Genomic DNA, 17,698 nt, shown 5'->3' on the forward strand with positions numbered 1-17,698 from the left:
GTGTGTATTCGGCGACCATCGCCAACCGGCCGGTCGGTAAAATGAGCGCACCGTTCACTCCGACTACACGCATGAACCACGCACCCGCATCCGCGCTAGGTTTCGCCCCGATCACGCCGCAGCGCGCCTTCGAGGAGATCGCCAACCAGATCCGGGAACTGGTGGCCACCGGCAAGCTCAAGCCGGGTGACCGCCTGCCGGCCGAGCGCGAGCTGTCGGCCAAGTTCAATGTGAGCCGCAATACGCTGCGCGAGGCGCTGCGTGCCCTGGAGCTCTCGGGCATGATCGAACTGCGCAAGGGCGCCACAGGCGGTGCTTTCGTGCTGCCCGGCAGCTCCGGCGTCATCGTTAACGGCCTGCGCGACCTCTACCACCTCGGCGCGATCACGCCCCAGCATCTCACCGAAGCACGGACCTGGATCAGCGCCATCGTGGTCCGCGTGGCCTGTGAACGCCGGACCGACGAGGACCTCCAGGCGCTGGAGGAGAACGTGGCGGCGGCGGCCGCGGCTCAGAAGGCGGGCAACTTCGAGCTGCGCGCCGAGCTGCACCGCGACTTCCACAACATCCTGGCCAGCGCCACGCGCAACCCCATCATCCAGATCACCGTGGAAGGCATGAGCGAACTCATGCGCCAGTTCATCAGCGTCATCGGCCCCAGCGACAACGCCTACACGCTGCCTTCGCGCAAGCGCCTGCTCAAGCACCTGCGGGACCGCGATGCCGACGCCGCGGAAGCCGAGATGACCAAGTTCCTGCAGCGCCTGGAGACCAAGTACCTGGATCTCTGGAACTCGCGCAAGCAGGCCGCCTGAGCGTTCAAGGCGCCTTCACGCCAGGGGCTGCGGCGCAAGCCGCTGCGCAGCGAAGCGCCCGGCGCGCCGGCCGGAAGTCACGGCCCAGCAGATGTGGTGCCCATTGCCGGCCAGCAGCGCCCCTCCCTGCCCCACGGCGCCCGCCGCATAGAGGCGGGGAACCACCTCGTCACCGCGCAGCACCTGGTGGCTGGTGTTGACGGCCAGCCCGCCGTCGGTGATGACGATGCGGCTCTCCAGCGGGCCCAGCGCATGGAAAGGCCCCTGGACCACACCACCGGCCCGTGCAGTGTCTGTCACCAGGCCCGCGTTGTGGCTGTCGATGGCCTGGCGCAGGGCATCCGGCGGCAGGCCCACGCTGCTGGCCAAGGCTTCCAGGCTGTCGGCGCGGTGGTACAGGTCCGGGCGATGCCGCTGGTAGTCGGGCAGGTAGGCAAACGCCACGCCCGGCGCGGTGGACACATAGTGCGGAGGCCCGGAAAACATCTGCGCCACGCGGCTGTCGAACACCAGCCAGGCATGTCCTGCGGGCTGCTGCGCGATCGCCAGGCCTGGCTGCACCAGTTCGTCGACGAAGCGGCGACCTTCCCGGTTGACCAGCACGGCGCCCGCGCGCAACAGCGCAGCTTCCGGTCCGAGCGACGCGGTCATGAACGACATGACGAAGGGCCGGAACAACGATGCCGGCAAGCTGTTGAGCGCCCACTGCATGAGCTTGCCCAGCAGCCATGACGGCGGCAGGCGCCGCACCAGGCTGGGCTGGCTGGGTTCCATGAAACGCAGCCCCGGACCGTAGACCACCTCGCCATTGACCATGCGTGCGCCCAACGCCTCGCCCAGCTTGTGGCCATCGCCAGTGGCTGTGGGGTTGATGGCCGGAATGGCCGCGAGTTCGGGGCGGAAGCGCTGTTTGATCTCGGGGTCGTTGCTGTAGTCGCCAGAAGCCAGCACCACACCCGAGCGTGCCAGTACCTCCACCGGTTGGCCTCCGATGCGCGCGAGCGCACCGCGCACGCCGCCATCGCCCTCATCACGCAGGATCTGCAACACCGGCGCGTCCAGCCGGATGTCCACACCCCGGCGGCGCGCCGCGCGCCCCAGGTAATAGGGATACGCGCGAGAGTTGGGCAGCACGTTGTGCATGCGCGGATGCCGGTGTGGCGGATCCGCCGTCGGGCCGTAGAAGCACAGGCCGTGCGACATCAGCCACTCCAGCGAGGCCGCCGCGTTGTCCACCAGCAGGCGCCGCAGGGCCAGGTTGTCCTTGCCGGCAAACGGGCCCATGAAGTGGTCCATGTCGGCGAAGTGCTCGTCCGGCGTGTCCACGATGCCGGCCCGCTTCTGCAGGCTGGAGCCGGCCGCATTGATCGACCCCACGGAGAGGCGGCTGCTGCCACCGGGCATGGAATTCTTCTCCAGCACGATGACGCCGGCTCCGTGGTCCGCGGCCTCGATGGCGGCGGAAAGCCCGGAGGCGCCCGCACCAACGACCAGCACATCGCATTCGAGTTTCATTCGGCTTTCAGTCCTGTACGGCGAATCAGGTCGGCCCAGCGGGCGGACTCGCTGCGCGCGATCTCGTTGAAGGCGGCCGGTGAGCTGTGCGTCGCCAGTGCCCCGACCCCGGCGTATTTCTCGCGGATTTCCGGCAGGGCCAGCACCTTGGCCAGCGCCTCGTTGAGACGGGCCACATGTTCGGGAGGCGTTCCGGCCGGCGCGAACAGGCCGAACCAGACCTCGGCCGCATAGCCAGGCACCGTCTCGGCGATCGGGCGCACCCCCGGCAGCAGCGGGGCCGGGCGTTGCGAGGCCACACCCAACAGGCGCAACTGCCCGGTACGCACGGCGCTCATCATCGTCGGGGAGGGCGTGGTGATCAGCGCCTTGACCTCACCCGTGCGCAAGGCCATGGTCATGGGGGCCTCGCCCTTGTAGGGCACATGCACCATGTTCAGGCCGGTGGCCTGGGAGAACAGCGCCGTGGCCATGTGGCCAAAGGACGCCGTACCCGCCGAACCGTATTCGATGCCGGCGGGGCGTGACCGGATGTAGTCGATGAACTCGGCCACGTTGTCGGCAGGCACCTCGTTGTTGACCACCAGGACCATGGGCGAAGTGGTCACCAGCGACACGGCGGTGAAGTCGCGCAGCGCGTCGTAGCCGGCCTTGGGGTTGAGCAGCGGCGTGATGACGAAGCCGTTGTTCACGAACACCAGCGTGTGGCCGTCCGGCGCGGAGGTCGCCACCGCCTGGGTGCCGATGGCTCCGGATGCGCCGGGCTTGTTGTCCACGATGACGGTCTGGCCCAGCAGGCGGCCCAGAGGTTCGGCCATGGCACGGATCTGGAAATCCGACAGCCCGCCGGCGGGGTAAGGCACCACGATACGGATCGGCTTGGCCGGAAAGCCGCTGGCGGCTTGCGTCAAGACGGGCCCACCTGCCAGCAGGGCAGCCGCACAGGCAAGGAAGACACGCCGGACGAGTTTCATGAGGGATCCAATGATAGGTACGTCAACGCAAAAGCCGCCTCGGAGGGCGGCATGTTGGCGGATGCGAGCAAGAGCGTGGCGGGAACGTTTACTTCAGTTCCTTGCCCGCGTGCTCGCCTTCCAGGAACTTGTTGGGCTTGAGAAAGAACGACAGCACCAGCGCGCCGCCAGGCGAGCGTGCGAGGTGGCGGTTGCCCTTGGGACGCCAGACGTAGTCGCCTTCGCGCACCTCGCCCTCGTCATCGACGATGCTGCCCGAGAGCACGTACGTCTGCTCGATCTCGACGTGTTCGTGCAGCGGAAGCTGCGTCCCCGGCTGCCAGCGGAACAGCGCGGTGAGCAGGCCGCTGGCGTCGTCCTGCATCAGGATCTTCATGTCGATGCCCGGCGTAGGCGTGGGCTTCCAGGGGATGCTCTGGACATCGACGTAGCGGGATTCGTCCTCGCCCAGCTTCTCGTGCTGGGGATGGAAAGGCGTGAACGCGGCCATGGCGGCATGTCTCCTTGAGGTTGCAGGGAATCAGACGTGCAAAAGCGCCGGAACACGGCAAGACCATGTTCCGGCGCCGCGAAGAGGGCATCAGGCCTTCTTGCTGGCGGCCTCGTACTTGGCGAGCACTTCCTTGAAGCCAAACACCTTGGCGGCGTTCGTGCCCAGCACCTTGGCGCGGCTGATTTCGCTGATGCCGCCCATCTGCCGCTCAATGGCCTGGGCCGAATGCGGCCAGGTGCCTTCATGGTGCGGGTAGTCGTTGGCCCACATGAAGTTGTCCTGCAGGCCATGCTCTTCCATCAGGGCCAGGCCGGCGCGGTCTTCACCGAAGGTGGCGAAGCCCTTGGCCTTGAAGTAGTCCGAAGGCAGTGCCTTGAGCTTGGGGCGCACCCAGAAGTGGTGCTTCAGATAAGCCTCGTCCATGGCATCCAGCATCCATGGCACCCAGCCGATGCCGGCCTCGACGCTGCCGAACTTCAGCTCGGGGAAACGCTCGGCCACACCGGAGGCGCAGATGTTGACCAGGGGCTCCAGCGTGGGCGAGAGCGAGTGCACAACATAGTTCACCACGGCCCCACCCAGGCCGCGCGTGGTGCGCGGGTCCTTGCCGGTGGAGACGTGGAAGGACACCGGCACATCGGCCTCGACGAAGCGGGCCCACATCGGGTCGAATTCCACCTTGTTGTAGTTCAGCTCATTGGTCTTGGGCGGGCCGAACAGCGGCTTGCAAGGCAGCGTGAAGTGGCGGAAACCCAGCTTCAGGCAGCGGTCAATTTCCTTCATCGTGGCTTCGATGTTGCCGGTGGCCAGAGCGGCGGCCGGCGAGAGGCGGTCCACGTAGGGACCGAAGTTCTCCCAGGCCCAGGTGTTGTAGACCTCGCACTGCGCGTGCGCGAAATCGGGGTCGAACGTGTACCACATGCCCAGACCCTTGCCAGGGAAGATGACCTCGCCGTCGATGCCATCCATGTCCAGATCCTTGATGCGCTGTTCCACGCTCGGGCCGCGCTCGGAAGCGGTGGCGCCCGCCTTGGAGCGGGCCAGATCCTCGCCCTCCAGCTTGGCCAGGATCAGGCGGTCCGGCTGCTCGGAGGCTTCCATCTTGCGCCACTGCACGCCCTTCTCATCGATCCACACCTTGGGCAGACGGTCGCGGTACTTGGCGTCGATGCGCTCGGCCCAGAGATTGCCGGGCTCGTTGGCATGCGTATCGGACGAAATCATCAGGTACTTGTTGGCAGCCCCGGGCTGGGCCGACTTGTCCCAGCCTTGCGCGCCGGGCGTGTTCAGGCGCCATTGATTGGCTTCGTTGACGACAATTTCGCTCATGGTGAGAGATCCTCGTGGTGGTTGATCGGGCATTCGGTTTGAATGGTATGACCATTTTAGAAGCCTGACCGAAGCCCTGTCAAGCCACGCCTGGCGGTTGGGCACAAAACGAAACACCCCGCGGACGCACGGCGTCTGCGGGGTGTCTGGCGTTGAACCGGGGGTGTGAGCGGGCCCGGGTTCAGCGCGCGCCAGCGCCGCGCACCGCCTTGGTCGCCGGCCTGGAAGGCGCCCGGCGGGTGGTGGCGGCCTTGGGCGCCGCCTTGCCCACAGGCAGGGAGTCCTTGGCCACGGCGGCCACGGCGCGGCCGGGGCGCATCACCTCAATCGGGTCGGCGTCCATGCCCTGGTGCACCACCGACAGGTACTCGTTCATGGCCTTGGTGGCGCTGTCGGCATCGCGCGCGCGCATGGCCTTGAGGATGCGCTTGCGCACGGCGACCAGTTCGGGCCGCGCCACGCGGCCGGTGCGGTCGATCACCACGCGGATGATGTCGCTGAGCGAATCCACCAGCATCATCAGCACCTCGTTGCGCGTGGCCTTGGCGATCAGCCGGAAGAACATCACGCCCGCATTGGCCCGGTGCAGGATTTCGTCACTGCTCTCTATGAAGGCGATGTTCTCCTCGATCGCCCGGAAGTCCTCCTCCGTGGCGCGTTCGCAGGCCAGCTTGATCACCAGACCGTTGATGAGCACGCGCGCCTCGGCCAGGCTGCGCAGCGTCACGCGCCCGAGGAACATCAGGTCCTGCAGCGATTGCGTGAGCATGGCGGGGTTGCCGTCGCGGATGAAGGTGCCGCCCTTGACGCCCTTCTGCAAGGACACCACGCCGGAGATCTCCAGCGTGCGCAGTGCCTCGCGCACGGCGGGCCGGCTCACCTTGAATTCCAGCGCCAGTTCTCGCTCGGCCGGCAGCTTGTCGCCGGGCTTGAGGGCGCCGGTGCTCAGGCGGTTGCGGATCTGCTCGCAGATTTCCTCGAACACCCGGCGGGTCTTGATTTGCTGGAATGCGAGATCCTGCGTCGGCTCCATGCGGTTGATCCTTCCTCTCTGTGCTCCGTACGCGGGCCGCGCAACGGTGGGCGACAGCATAGCAGTACGGGGTGGGCGCATCCCTCTCCTGAGGGGGTTGGCGCAGCCATTTTCCCAAATGGACTTACCATTACAGCATTTAGCAAGGTCTACGACCATCTCCTGAACCCTCGGTACCCAAAGGAAATTCATGGCAGCCACCCACGCCCCGCGCATCGTCGAAACCGCCCATGGCCGCGTGCTCGTCTTCGATTCGGCCACCTATGTGGAGTCCTACGTGGCCTCCGCGCCAGGCACCATCGGCGACGTGGTGGTCAATGCGTCTTACAGCGGCGTGCTCTGCGCCCGCATGGTCATGTCGGCCAAGCCCAGTGCCGTGATCGGCCTGGACTGCGCCATCGGCAAGGACGGCGCCGGCATTGCCGGGCTCTGGTACTACGAAGCCTTGGGCGTGCCTTCCGCGGCCGTGGACGTGATGACCGCGGAAATGGGCAACGGCAGCGACCTCTACGACAACGGCATCGTGAGCCGGGTGAACGATGCCGCGCAGGCCCTGGGCATCGAACCTGGCATGAAGGCCAGCGATGTCGCCCGCTACTTCCAGACCCGGGAGAAGAAGCCGGCGGTGTTCGAGCCGACCCGCCGCCGCGTCATCCACACCGCGTCCAACGGCCGCAGCATCGTCTGCACCGACTCCATCGCCTACGCCCTGCCCGAGGACAAGAACCGCAACGTGCTGTGCACCGCCGGTCATACCGGGCGCAGCGTGATCGGCTACTTCCGCGACTACCGTCCCTGGGCCTTCATCTGCTCCGATGGCGGCGTGGGCAAGAACGACTCCGGCGTGTCCGCGCTGGAGGCGGTCGAACCCGACGGCATTCCCGGCGCCTCGGTGAGCGCACTCACCGCACGCATGGGTGACGGCCAGAGCACCTACTTCGACGGCGTCATCAGTGCCTGCAACCAGCCGGCGCGCGACAAGGGTGTGAAGGTGGGCCAGACGGCGAAGGAAGCCGCGCTGCTGTTGCTCGAGTGAGTTCGCCAGCCGACGCCAGCGGCCCCGACGCACCAGCGGCCGGGCGCGCCACCCGCAGCGCGGTGCTGCTGGTGGCGGTGATGCTGGGCACCCTGGTCAATCTGTTCCACCCCCACCCGGGCGCAGTGGCCCTGGTGGGGGTGGCCGCGCTGGGCTTTCTGGTGCGCGAACGCTGGCGCATGCCGCCCAGCATCCGCCGCGTCACCACCGTGCTGGGCATCCTCACCGTGGTGCTGCTGCCGCTGGCGAATGAGCCGTTCCAGAGCCTGAGCAGAGGCGTGGCCATCGGCGGCATGATGATTTCCGTGATCGCTTCGGTAACGCTGATGGCCCGCGCAGCGCTCAACAGCCCCAAGACCGACGTGGTGGCGCGCTACCTGCTCGGTTCGGGCCTGCGCAGCCGCTACCTGGTGCTTTCGCTGGCCTGCCAGCTCTTCGGCGGCCTGATGGGCATGGCCGGCGTGAGCATGCTGATGGACATGGCCGCCAAGGGCGAGGTCCCGGTGGACGAGGACCGGCAGGCCATGGTGGCCGCGCTCATGCGCAGCCTGGCCGCCGCGACGCTGTGGAGCCCGATGTTCAGCAACCTGACCATCCTGCTGGCGCTCTACCCGGGACTGAAATGGACGCTGGCCTTGCCGCTGTGCCTGGCCATGGCGGGATGCGCCATCGTTCTGGGCACCCTGCTCGACCTCTGGCGCCAGCGCGGCCGGGTGTACCCCGCCCGCGCGCCGCTGCCGCGCGGGCCCTTGTTGCGCGCCCTGGTACCCATGGTGCTGGCGATGGCGGGCTTCCTCGCGCTGGTGATCACCTTCACCCACACACTGCACGTGCCGGTGGTGGCCGGCCTGATCCTGCTGATCCCGCTGGTGGTGCTGGGCCTGCACACTCTGCAGTCGCCAGCGCCCCGGCGCCTGGCGCAGGCCACCGAACGCCTGCGCGAGGACTACCTCAAGCTGCCGGCGCTGGCGGGCGAGGCCGCGCTGTTCATGGCCGCGGGCTGCGGCGGCACGGTGATCGCCAGCGTGATCCCCGCCAACTGGATCAGCGCCATCGGCGGGGTGCTGGCCCTCTCGCCCTTCCTGGCCTGTCTGGCGCTCATGGGCTTCATCCTCGCCCTGGCGATGATGGCGGTCCATCCGGTGCTCTCGGTGGTGCTGGTGGGGTCGGCGTTTCCACCGGAGATGGTGGGGCTGCCACCCATCATCCACATGGCCACGATCATGGTGGTCTGGGGCCTGGCCAGCTATGCCACGCCGTTTTCCATGATGGCGCTGATGGCCAGCCGCTACTTCGGCTACCCGATCACGACCGTGACCCTCAGGCTCAACCGCGTCTTCGCCCCGCTGTACCTCACTCTCACCACGCTGTTCCTGGGCAGCATTGCCCTGCTCCAGCGCGGCCCCACCTGAACTGCCTACACTGAAAGGACTTCAACCATGGCCTCCACCCTGTCCACCCGCGGCCCACTGGCCGGCCTGCGCGTCATCGAATTCGCTGGCATCGGCCCCGGCCCGTTCGCCTGCATGCTGCTCTCCGACATGGGCGCGGACGTCGTCACCATCGACCGCCCCACGCGCAAGCTGGGCGATGCCAACAACATCACCGGCCGGGGCCGCAGCGTCGTGATGGCCGATCTCAAGGACCCCGCCGCGCGCGAAGAGGTCATGGGTCTGCTGGAACACGCGGACGTGCTGATCGAAGGTTTCCGCCCCGGCGTGATGGAGCGGCTGGGCTTCGGGCCCGACGTGGTCGCCGCGCGCAATCCGCGCCTGGTCTATGGCCGCATGACCGGCTGGGGCCAGGAAGGTCCCCTGGCGCAAGCGGCCGGGCACGACATCAACTACATCGCGCTCACCGGCGCGCTGCACGCCATCGGCCCGGCCGGCGGCGCGCCCACGCCGCCCTTGAACCTGGTAGGCGACTACGGGGGCGGCAGCCTGTACCTGGTGGTGGGCGTGCTGGCAGCGCTGCACGAAGCCCAGCGCTCGGGCAAGGGCCAGGTGGTGGATGCCGCCATGACCGACGGCGCGATCTCGCTCATGAGCAACTTCATCTCGCACCAGCGCCGCGGCCTGTTCAAGGAAGAGCGCGGCAGCAACATGCTGGACGGCGGCTCACCCTACTACCGCGCCTACGAGACCTCGGATGGCCAGCACATCTGCGTGGGCCCCATCGAACCCCAGTTCTTCAAGGAACTGTGCGAGCGCGTCGGCCTGCCAGCCGAGTTGCATGGCGTGCAGACCGACCGCTCCCGCTGGCCCGAGATGCACGCCGCCTTCGAGCGCATCTTCCGCACGAAGACGCGCACCGAGTGGGTGGATCTGCTGGAGGGCACCGACGTCTGCTTCGCCCCGGTGCTGCCACTCAGCGAAGTGCCTGCCCATCCCCACAACGTGGCCCGGCAGGCCTTCGTGGACGTGGAGGGCGTGAGCCATCCGGCGCCCGCACCCCGCTTCTCCCGCACCCCCTCGGCCATCCAGGGCCCCACGCCCTCGGCGGCGGCGACGGCGGCCGACGTGAAGGCACGCTGGGCGTGAGCAGCGAGCCCGCCACCACGGCCACGTCGTCGCCCGCCGACGACGCGCAGCGCGACAGCACCATCCTGCTGATGGCCTGCGCGGCCTTCTTCAGCGGCGCCGCCCTGCGCATCAGCGACGGCCTGCTGCCCCGGCTGGCGCGCGACTTCAGCATCACCCCTGGTGCCGCCGGCCAGGTGGTGATCAGTTTCTCGGTGGCCTATGGCCTGATGCAACTGGTGTTCGGCCCCCTGGGCGACCGCTACGGCAAGGCCCGGTTGATGTGCCTGGCCCTGTTCGGCTGCGCGGCGGGCGCGCTCGCCTCGGCGCTGGCACCGGGCTTCGACGCACTGGTCTGGTCGCGCATGGCCTGGGGCATGGCCGCCGCCGGGGTGATCCCGCTGGCCATGGCGTGGATCGGCGACAACGTGCCGTATGCCCAACGCCAGGCGACGCTGGCACGCTTCCTCACCGGCACCCTATCCGGCATGATGGCCGGACAGCTCGCGGGTGGCCTGTTCGCCGATCTGGCGGCCGGCTGGCGCGGCGCCTTCTTCACACTCGCCGCCGGTTTCACGCTGGTGGCAGGCCTGCTGCTCTCGCGCGTGCGCCGCATGCCCACGCAGCAGACCAGCGCCACGCACACGGGCGGCGCCTTCTTCTTTCTGCGCAATCTGCAGGCCGTGCTGCAGATTCCCTGGGCGCGCCGTGTGCTGCTCGCGGTCGCTGCCGAAGGCGTCTTCCTGCTCGGTCCGATGGCCTTCCTGCCCACCTACCTGCACACCCGCCACGGCCTCACGCTGGCGCTGGCCTCGGGCCTGATCGCGCTCTACGCCGTGGGCGGCCTGGTCTATGCCTTGAGCGCGCGCCGTCTGGTGGCTTCGCTGGGCGAGCGCCGCATGGTGTTCGTGGGCGGCATTCTCATGGCCGCGGCCTACCTTTCGCTGTGGCTCTCGCCCTGGTGGATCGCCGCCGGCCCGATCGCCCTGCTGATGGGCTTTGGCACCTACCTGTTCCACAACACACTGCAGACACATGCGACGCAGATGGCACCGGCTTCGCGCGGCACGGCGGTGGCGCTGTTCGCGTTCTGCCTGTTCGGAGGCCAGGCGCTGGGCGTCACGCTCTCGGGCTGGACGATCGACCACCTGGGCTACGCCCCCATGCTGCTGACCGCTGCCGGCGCCCTGCTGCTCACCGGCTGGGCATTCGCCCGCGCGCTCGCCCGCCGGCCCTCTGCAGCGGGTTGAACCAGGCTCAGCGGTGGCGGCCGGCGTAAACGCCACCGCCTGCCAGCACCACCGCGCCGATCCAGAACATCACGCCTACGCCCAGCGCGGCGCCCAGCGCACCGAACACCAGGGGCAGGAAGGTCTGGCTGGCACTGGTCAGCGTGGAGCGCACGCCCACCGCCTCACCCGCGCGGCCCGCGGGCGCCGTCACGTGCAGCAGGTTCATGGCCATCGGCTGACCGCAGCCGAGCGCCAGTCCCAGCGCGAAGGACGCCGGCAACATGGCGGCGAAGCTGTCGGCCATGGGAAACAACAGGTAGCCCACGGCGGTGACGAACAGCGCCCAGCGCAGCGTGCGCCACTGCCCCGGCCCCGCCGACAGGTAGGGCAAAAAGATGCGAATGACGAAAGTACCGACGCCGAACGCGCCCATGAGCAGGCCGATGGCGGTGGCGCTCAGTCCGGAGCGCGCGCCGTGCAGCGGCACCAGAAAGGAAAACAGGTCCCAGCCCATGGACAGCAGCCCGCTGACCACGAACACCGCGCGCAGCGGCGGGTGACGCAGCAGGTCGACCACCGAGCGGCGCGCCTCGCCGGCAGGCACCCGCGGCCGCACGGCTTGCCCCTGGCGCATGGAAGCCAGCGCATAGAGAGAAGCCAGCGAACAGACCGCGGCGAGCGTGAAGGCGGCCCGGTAGCCCAGATGGTCGATGGCCAGGCCGCACATCAGCGGCCCGACCAGGCCCGAGACCGAGAAGCCCATGGCCAGCCAGGAAAAAGCGCGGGTGAGTTCCTCGGGACGTGACTGCTGGCCAATGGCGTTGTTCACCGCGACGTGCGCCAGCATGTAGCCGGTGCCAATCAGCACACTGGCCACGCACAGCACCGGGATGCCGGGCCACCACGCCGCCAGCAGCGCCCCGGCGCCCCCCATGGCCAGGCCGGCCGAGGCGGGCTTCATGAAACCCAGGGTGTCGGACCAGCGGCCGATGCGCACCGCCAGGAACATGGGCACCACCATGAGCAGCCCCATCACCAGGCCGATGGCGGCGGGCGAGGCCTGCAGCGCCACCGCCTGCAGCGTCAGCGTGAAGCGCCCGCCGGCGAAGGCCACATGGCCCAGCACCAGCAGGCCGATCAGCCGAAGGGGAATGGAAGAGCCTATTTCACGTACCGCCACTGCAGCAGTGTATAGGGCGGCTGTGCGTCGGCATGGTGCTCGAACACGCCTTCCACCACGGCACCGATGCGCACCTCGGCCTTGGGGTCGCCGAGCAGGTTGCCCAGCATCCGCACGCCTGGCGCGCCATCGATCTCGACCACCACCACCAGGTAGGGCCCATGGTCGTTCAGGCAGGGATGCACCGGGTGCCAGACGCGCTCCCAGCTGTAGATGCGGCCGCGCGGTGCCACCGCCTCGAACGGCGGGTCGATGGCGTGGCAGCCATGGCAGATCCACTCGGGACCGTGCTGCCAGGTGCCACAGGCCTTGCAGTGCTGGACCATGACGCGGTTCTCGCGCAGGCCGTTCCAGAACGGCGCGGACAGGCCGTCGCCCTCGGAAACGGGGATCGGCAGGCCGGCCGGCAGGTAGGACTCGTTGGTGACGTTGGTATTGCTCATGGTGGCGCTCACAGCGTGGCCTCCGAACCCAGAAGAAGATTGCTCACCGGCGTGACCATGGGCCCGCCGATCACCAGGGCCACGTCGTTGCGCGGCGCCTGCGACGTGGAGGTGCCGCGCACCTGGCGCACGGCCTCCAGCACCAGCTCGAAGCCGTGCATGTAGCACTCGGCCAGGTTGCCGCCGCTGGTATTGAGCGGCAGCTTGCCGTTGGGCGCGATCAGGTTCTCCAGTTGCAGGAAGTCGTTCGCCTCCTCCGGTTTGAAAAAGCCGTGCTCGGCCAGCGCCATGAGCACGCCACCGGTGAAGTTCTCGTAGCTCTGCACCACGCCCACGTCCTTGGGGCCCATGCCGGCCATACGGTACATGTTGGGCGCCACGGTGGAGAAGCTGGAACTGGCGTAGTTGGGCTGGTTGTGCGCGTTGGCACCCACGCGGTAGTCCGATCCGGTCGCGGCGCCCAGGATGTACACCGGGCGGTTGGGAAAGTCCTTCGCGCGTTCGGCCGGCACCATGATCACGGCGGCCGCACCGTCGTTCTCCATGCAGCAGTCGAACAGGTGGAAGGGCTCGACGATCCAGCGCGAGTTGTCGTACTTGTCCGCGTCCAGCGGCTTGCCGTGCATCACCGCGCGCGGATTGGCTTGCGCATGGTGGTAGGAAGCCATGGCGATGGCACGCAGCGCTTCCTGCTTCACGCCGTTCTCATGCATGAAGCGGCGCGCCTTCATGGCGAACTTCTGCCCCGGGGACAGCACGCCGTACGGCGCCTGGTAGGCCATGTCGCTGGAGATGGTGGGCGCGGTAGGCGCCTTGCCGAAGCGGCCGAACTGGCCTTGCGCCAGCGCCCGGAACGCCACCACGCAGTCGGCCAGGCCGGATGCGATGGCTGCGGCGCCGTTGGCCACCGCGCCGCAGCAGCCGCCACCGCCGCCGCCCCACTGCATGGTGGTGGAACGCAACTGCTTCATGCCCAGCGCAGCGGCCAGGCGCGACGGGTCGTTGCGGTCGTTGGAGTACGAGGCCACGCCATCGATGTCGCGCGGGTCCATGCCCGCGTCCTTGGCGGCCGCCAGCACCGCCTTGAGCGCGAGCTTGAACTCCGCGTCCGGCGACTGGGAATGCTTGTAGTAGGCGGTCTCGCCGATGCCGACGATGGCAACGCGCCCCCTCAATGAGTTGTCTGTCATCGGGCGTCCTGGATGGTGAATAAGTTCATTGTTCAAATGGATGGACCAATACTAGCATACGATCTATACTCATTCCGGCAAATCAACCAGGAGACACCTCGACATGCGATGGAAGAACCGGCCCGAAGGCTCGAACTGGGGCGACTTCGGCGACGACGACCAGATCGGGCGCATGAACCTGATCACCCCTGCGCGGCGGCTGGCCGCGGTGCGCGAAGTGACCGAAGGACTGGCCTTTTCCCTGAGCCTGCCGCTGGACTACCCCGGCGGAGCGGACCTCGTGCCCAGCCGGCGAGCACCGCGCATCGAGGCCACGCGCCGCGCCACCGGCGAGTACAGCTACAACTTCTGCTTCTCCTGCCAGAACCACTCGCTGTTCGACATCACCTCGGACGACGCGGTGACCATCTGCACCCAGTATTCCACGCAATGGGACTCGCTGGCGCACTGGGGCCAGGAGTTCGACGCCGACGGCGACGGCGTGGCCGAGCCCGTCTACTACAACGGCTGGCGCGCGGGTGAGCATGTGCTCGGACCGGACCAGCCCGGTGGCCCGTTCGCCCGCAAGCTCGGCATGGAAACCCTGGCCGAAACCGGCGCGCAAGGGCGCGGCGTGATGGTGGACCTGGCGGCCATCTACGGTGAGCAGCAGGTGGCCGTGGGCTACGACGCCCTCATGCGCGCGCTGGAACGCCAGAAGACCGTCGTCGAGGCCGGCGACTTCCTCTGCCTCTACACCGGCTGGGCCGACATGGTGCTGGCCATGAACAAGCAACCCGACTTCGACCGCCTCAAGAAGTCCTGCGCGGTACTCGACGGCAACGACAAGGCCTTGCTCAACTGGATCACCGACAGCGGCCTGGTCGCCATCTGCGCCGACAACCTGGGCGTGGAAGCCGTCACCAGCGCCGCCAACGCGGGCGGCGGCCCCAAGCATTCGATGATGCCCCTGCACGAGCACTGCCTGTTCAAGCTGGGCATCTTCCTGGGCGAGATCTGGTACTTCGGCCAGATCGGCCCCTGGCTGCGCCAGCACGGGCGCAGCCGCTTCCTGCTGACCGCGCCACCACTGCGCCTGCCGGGCCTGGTCGGTTCGCCGCCCATGCCTGTGGGCACGGTGTGAGGGTGGAACACCCCCCTGCGCCGCTGCGCGGCTTCCCCCCTCTCTGGCGCGCCTTCGGCGCTGGGAGGGGGGACGATGCCTTGGGCCGGCGGAGCCGGACCCTCGGCATCTCTGGGTTTGCACGCCTCGCCTTGCTTCGCTTCGCTGGCTTGGTGCCTTGTGCCTCATCGTTTGAACACTGATCTAGGAGATACCTCTTGAACACGAAACTGCAAAGGGTCGCTGCCGTCACGGGTGCGGGCGGTGGCATTGGTCTGGGCATTGCGCAGCGTCTGGCGCGGGCGGGTTACCAGGTGATCGCGATCGACCGTGACGACAAGGTGAACGCCGCCGCCGCGGCCATTGCCAGCGAGGGCCACCAGGCGCAGGCCGTGGTGCTGGACATCGCCGACGAGGCCGCCGTGAAAAAGATGGTGGCGGACGTGGATGCGCGGTATGGGCGCTTCGACGTGCTGGTGAACAACGCAGGCATACACCCCAAGGTCAACGGCGAGCGCAACAGCTTCCTGAAGATGACGACGGCTCAGTGGAACGAAGTGCTGGGCGTGAACCTGACCGCCGCCTTCGTGCTGTGCCGCGAGGTCGCGCCCCTCATGCAGCGCAACGGTTGGGGCCGCATCGTCAACATGTCTTCGCGCGCGGGCCGCACGCTCGTCGACACCGCCGGTATCCACTACGCCGCGGCCAAGGCCGGCATGATCGGCATGACGCGGGTCATCGCGGCGGAGGTGGCGCCGCATGGCATCACCGCCAACTGCATCGCCCCGGGGCGCATCGTCTCGCCCATGACCGAGCAGGGCAGCGCCGAGCAGCGCGCCATGCTGGTCGGGCGCATCCCGGTGGGCCGCATCGGCACGCCCGACGAGATCGGCCACGTGGTGGAGTTCCTGGCATCGGAAGATTCGGGCTACCTCACCGGCACCGTGATCGACGTCAACGGCGGCACCTTCATGTGCTGAGAGGGAGACACGCATGAGCACGACGACAGCCCCGAAACGCGGCGCACCGCCGCACCACCACATCGACGAAGCCTGGCTGGCCCTGCGCGACGAACCCGTGCTCGACCCGGGGCGACCCATCGTCGACCCGCACCACCACCTCTGGGACCGCCCTCACCACCGCTACCTGCTGCCCGACCTGCTGGCGGACCTGAACACGGGCCACCACGTGCGCGGCACGGTGTTCGCCGAATGCAGTTCCATGTACCGCGCCGACGGCGATCCGCGCTTCGCCTGCGTGGGCGAAGTCGAGTTCGTCAATGGTGTGGGCGCCATGAGCGCCAGCGGCGTGTATGGCGCGGTGCGCGCCTGCGCCGGCATCATCGGCAAGGTGGACCTGACGCTGGGCGCCTTCGCTCAAGAGGTCCTGCAGGCTTGCAAAGACCGCGCACCCGACCGCTTTCGCGGCATCCGCCACATGGCGGCCTGGGACGCCAGCCCTGAGGTGAGCACGCTGCTGCGTCCGCCGCCGCAAGACCTGCTGCGCAACCCCGCGTTCCGCGAAGGCTACGCAGTGCTGGGCCAGATGGGCCTTTCTTTCGACGCGTGGGTCTACCACCCGCAGCTGCCGCAGCTCATCGAGCTCATCGATCTGCATCCGCACACGCCGGTGGTACTCAACCACCTGGGCGGTCGCGCCGGCCTGGGACCCTACGCGGGCCGGCAGGACGAGGTGTTCCGGGAATGGAAGGCCTCCATCCAGGCGCTGGCCGAGCGCCCGAACGTCACCGTCAAGCTCGGCGGCATCGGCATGCGCCTGGGCGGCTTCGACTTCCACGACCGTGACCTGCCACCGACCTCCGAGGAACTGGCCAAGGCCTGGGGCCCCTACGTGCAGACCTGCATCGAGGCTTTCGGCACCTCGCGCGCCATGTTCGAGAGCAACTTCCCGGTCGACAAGTCCTGCTGTACCTACCGCGTGCTGTGGAATGCATTCAAGCGCATGGCCGAGGGTTTCTCCGAGTCCGAGAAGAACGATCTCTTCGCCGGCAGCGCGGTGCGCGCCTACCGCCTGCCCGCCGAACTGGCCCTGCCCGCACCGGTGAAGCCATGAGCAGCGCCGCTCCCGCCACCGCGCCACGCGTGGCTCTGGTCACTGGGGCGGCCAGCGGCATCGGCCTGGCCATCGCCACGCAGTTCGTGCGCGACGGCATCACCACCGTGATGCTGGACCGGTCGGCTGAGGTGCAGCGCGTTGCCGACGAACTGGAAGGCCGCACCCATGCCATCGTCTGCGATGTGGCGGACGAAGCGCAGATCCGCGCCGCCGTCGCGGAGGTGGACCAGCGCCACGGCCGCTGCGACATCCTGGTCAACAACGCCGGCATCCACCCCAAGCGCGACGGCGGCAAGTTCACCATCGAGCAGATACCGTCGGCGCAGTGGCGGGACGTGCTGGCCATCAACCTCACCGCCCCCTTCCTGTTCTGCCAGTTGGTGATGCCGCTGATGCGCCGCCACCGCTGGGGCCGCGTGATCAACATCTCCTCACGCGGCGGGCGCACCGTCTCGCCGGTGGCGAGCGCGCACTACGCCGCCACCAAGGCCGGCCTGATCGGATTCACCCGCATCGCCGCGCTGGAGGGAGCGCCCGACGGCATCACCGCCAACAGCGTCACGCCCGGCCCCATCCTGAGCGCCATGACCGCCGGCTCCTCGCCCGAGGTGCGCGCCGCCTTCACCCGCAGCGTGCCCCTGGGCCGGTATGGTGACCCGGAAGAGATCGCCTCGGCGGTCTCCTACCTGGCGTCCGACGCATCTTCCTTCATCACCGGTGCGATTTTCGACATCAACGGCGGCACCTACATGCCCTGAGTT

General features: G+C 68.2%; 17 protein-coding genes. 9 read left to right on the forward strand and 8 right to left on the reverse strand.

All coding sequences use genetic code 11. The features are described 5' to 3' along the window. Nucleotides 1-71: 71 nt before the first annotated feature. Nucleotides 72-815 carry a FadR/GntR family transcriptional regulator gene (locus KIT53_RS08620; RefSeq protein WP_297750638.1) on the forward strand — a complete coding sequence of 248 codons (744 nt, stop codon included), beginning with the start codon at nt 72-74 and terminating at the stop codon, nt 813-815. 15 nt (nt 816-830) lie between these two features. On the opposite strand, the gene KIT53_RS08625 is transcribed toward KIT53_RS08620, so the two are convergent. The 5 genes from KIT53_RS08625 to KIT53_RS08645 all read right to left on the reverse strand — a co-directional run bounded on the left by KIT53_RS08625 (nt 831) and on the right by KIT53_RS08645 (nt 6,159). Further along, the gene (locus KIT53_RS08625; RefSeq protein WP_297750641.1) at nt 831-2,330 is read right to left on the reverse strand and encodes an FAD-dependent oxidoreductase; all 1,500 of its coding nucleotides are present in this window, start codon (nt 2,328-2,330) and stop codon (nt 831-833) included. Further along, entirely contained in the window at nt 2,327-3,304 is a 978-nt protein-coding gene (locus tag KIT53_RS08630; protein WP_297750645.1) for a tripartite tricarboxylate transporter substrate binding protein, read from the reverse strand. Before KIT53_RS08630 ends, KIT53_RS08625 begins: the two co-directional genes overlap by 4 nt. A gap of 88 nt (nt 3,305-3,392) precedes the next feature. Then, nucleotides 3,393-3,794 (reverse strand): cupin domain-containing protein, encoded by a 402-nt coding sequence (locus KIT53_RS08635; protein ID WP_297750648.1) that lies wholly within the window; start codon nt 3,792-3,794, stop codon nt 3,393-3,395. A 90-nt stretch (nt 3,795-3,884) separates the two neighbouring features. Then, the gene (locus KIT53_RS08640; RefSeq protein WP_297750651.1) at nt 3,885-5,126 is read right to left on the reverse strand and encodes an amidohydrolase family protein; all 1,242 of its coding nucleotides are present in this window, start codon (nt 5,124-5,126) and stop codon (nt 3,885-3,887) included. Between the two features lie 181 nt (nt 5,127-5,307). Then, nucleotides 5,308-6,159 (reverse strand): GntR family transcriptional regulator, encoded by an 852-nt coding sequence (locus KIT53_RS08645; protein ID WP_297750655.1) that lies wholly within the window; start codon nt 6,157-6,159, stop codon nt 5,308-5,310. 190 nt (nt 6,160-6,349) lie between these two features. Here KIT53_RS08645 and KIT53_RS08650 point away from each other — a divergent pair, with 190 nt between their 5' ends. Genes KIT53_RS08650 through KIT53_RS08665 form a run of 4 tightly spaced genes read left to right on the forward strand, consistent with a single transcriptional unit; the run spans nt 6,350 to nt 10,964 of the window. Then, complete coding sequence (locus tag KIT53_RS08650) at nt 6,350-7,195, forward strand: hypothetical protein (protein WP_297750658.1); 846 nt, start codon at nt 6,350-6,352, stop codon at nt 7,193-7,195. After that, nucleotides 7,192-8,607, forward strand: coding sequence for a hypothetical protein (locus KIT53_RS08655; RefSeq protein WP_297750661.1), 1,416 nt, complete (start codon nt 7,192-7,194; stop codon nt 8,605-8,607). Before KIT53_RS08650 ends, KIT53_RS08655 begins: the two co-directional genes overlap by 4 nt. A 27-nt stretch (nt 8,608-8,634) precedes the next feature. Then, complete coding sequence (locus KIT53_RS08660) at nt 8,635-9,735, forward strand: CaiB/BaiF CoA-transferase family protein (RefSeq protein ID WP_297750664.1); 1,101 nt, start codon at nt 8,635-8,637, stop codon at nt 9,733-9,735. Then, a complete protein-coding gene (locus KIT53_RS08665) occupies nt 9,732-10,964 on the forward strand; it encodes an MFS transporter (protein ID WP_297750667.1) in 1,233 nt (410 codons plus the stop codon). Before KIT53_RS08660 ends, KIT53_RS08665 begins: the two co-directional genes overlap by 4 nt. Before the next feature lie 7 nt (nt 10,965-10,971). Here KIT53_RS08665 and KIT53_RS08670 read toward each other — a convergent pair whose 3' ends face one another. The 3 genes from KIT53_RS08670 to KIT53_RS08680 are packed head-to-tail and all read right to left on the reverse strand — an operon-like array spanning nt 10,972 to nt 13,759. Beyond that, nucleotides 10,972-12,126 (reverse strand): MFS transporter, encoded by a 1,155-nt coding sequence (locus KIT53_RS08670; protein WP_297750670.1) that lies wholly within the window; start codon nt 12,124-12,126, stop codon nt 10,972-10,974. Next, entirely contained in the window at nt 12,108-12,569 is a 462-nt protein-coding gene (locus KIT53_RS08675; RefSeq protein WP_297750673.1) for an OB-fold domain-containing protein, read from the reverse strand. The genes KIT53_RS08670 and KIT53_RS08675 overlap by 19 nt, the downstream gene beginning before the upstream one ends. An 8-nt stretch (nt 12,570-12,577) precedes the next feature. Then, on the reverse strand, nt 12,578-13,759 hold the full coding sequence (locus tag KIT53_RS08680; RefSeq protein ID WP_297750676.1) for an acetyl-CoA acetyltransferase: 1,182 nt from the start codon (nt 13,757-13,759) through the stop codon (nt 12,578-12,580). A gap of 103 nt (nt 13,760-13,862) precedes the next feature. Between KIT53_RS08680 and KIT53_RS08685 the strand changes: the two genes are divergently transcribed. The 4 genes from KIT53_RS08685 (at nt 13,863) to KIT53_RS08700 (ending at nt 17,695) form a co-directional block, all read left to right on the forward strand. After that, entirely contained in the window at nt 13,863-14,882 is a 1,020-nt protein-coding gene (locus KIT53_RS08685; protein ID WP_297750679.1) for a cyclase family protein, read from the forward strand. Nucleotides 14,883-15,079: 197 nt separating this feature from the next. Continuing rightward, complete coding sequence (locus KIT53_RS08690; protein ID WP_297750682.1) at nt 15,080-15,841, forward strand: SDR family NAD(P)-dependent oxidoreductase; 762 nt, start codon at nt 15,080-15,082, stop codon at nt 15,839-15,841. A gap of 13 nt (nt 15,842-15,854) precedes the next feature. After that, nucleotides 15,855-16,934 (forward strand): amidohydrolase family protein, encoded by a 1,080-nt coding sequence (locus KIT53_RS08695; protein WP_297750685.1) that lies wholly within the window; start codon nt 15,855-15,857, stop codon nt 16,932-16,934. Continuing rightward, the gene (locus KIT53_RS08700) at nt 16,931-17,695 is read left to right on the forward strand and encodes an SDR family NAD(P)-dependent oxidoreductase (protein WP_297750688.1); all 765 of its coding nucleotides are present in this window, start codon (nt 16,931-16,933) and stop codon (nt 17,693-17,695) included. The genes KIT53_RS08695 and KIT53_RS08700 overlap by 4 nt, the downstream gene beginning before the upstream one ends. The last annotated feature ends 3 nt before the right edge of the window (nt 17,696-17,698 follow it).

The sequence above is a fragment of the Hydrogenophaga sp. genome (genome assembly GCF_026125785.1).
GTDB lineage: Bacteria > Pseudomonadota > Gammaproteobacteria > Burkholderiales > Burkholderiaceae_C > Hydrogenophaga.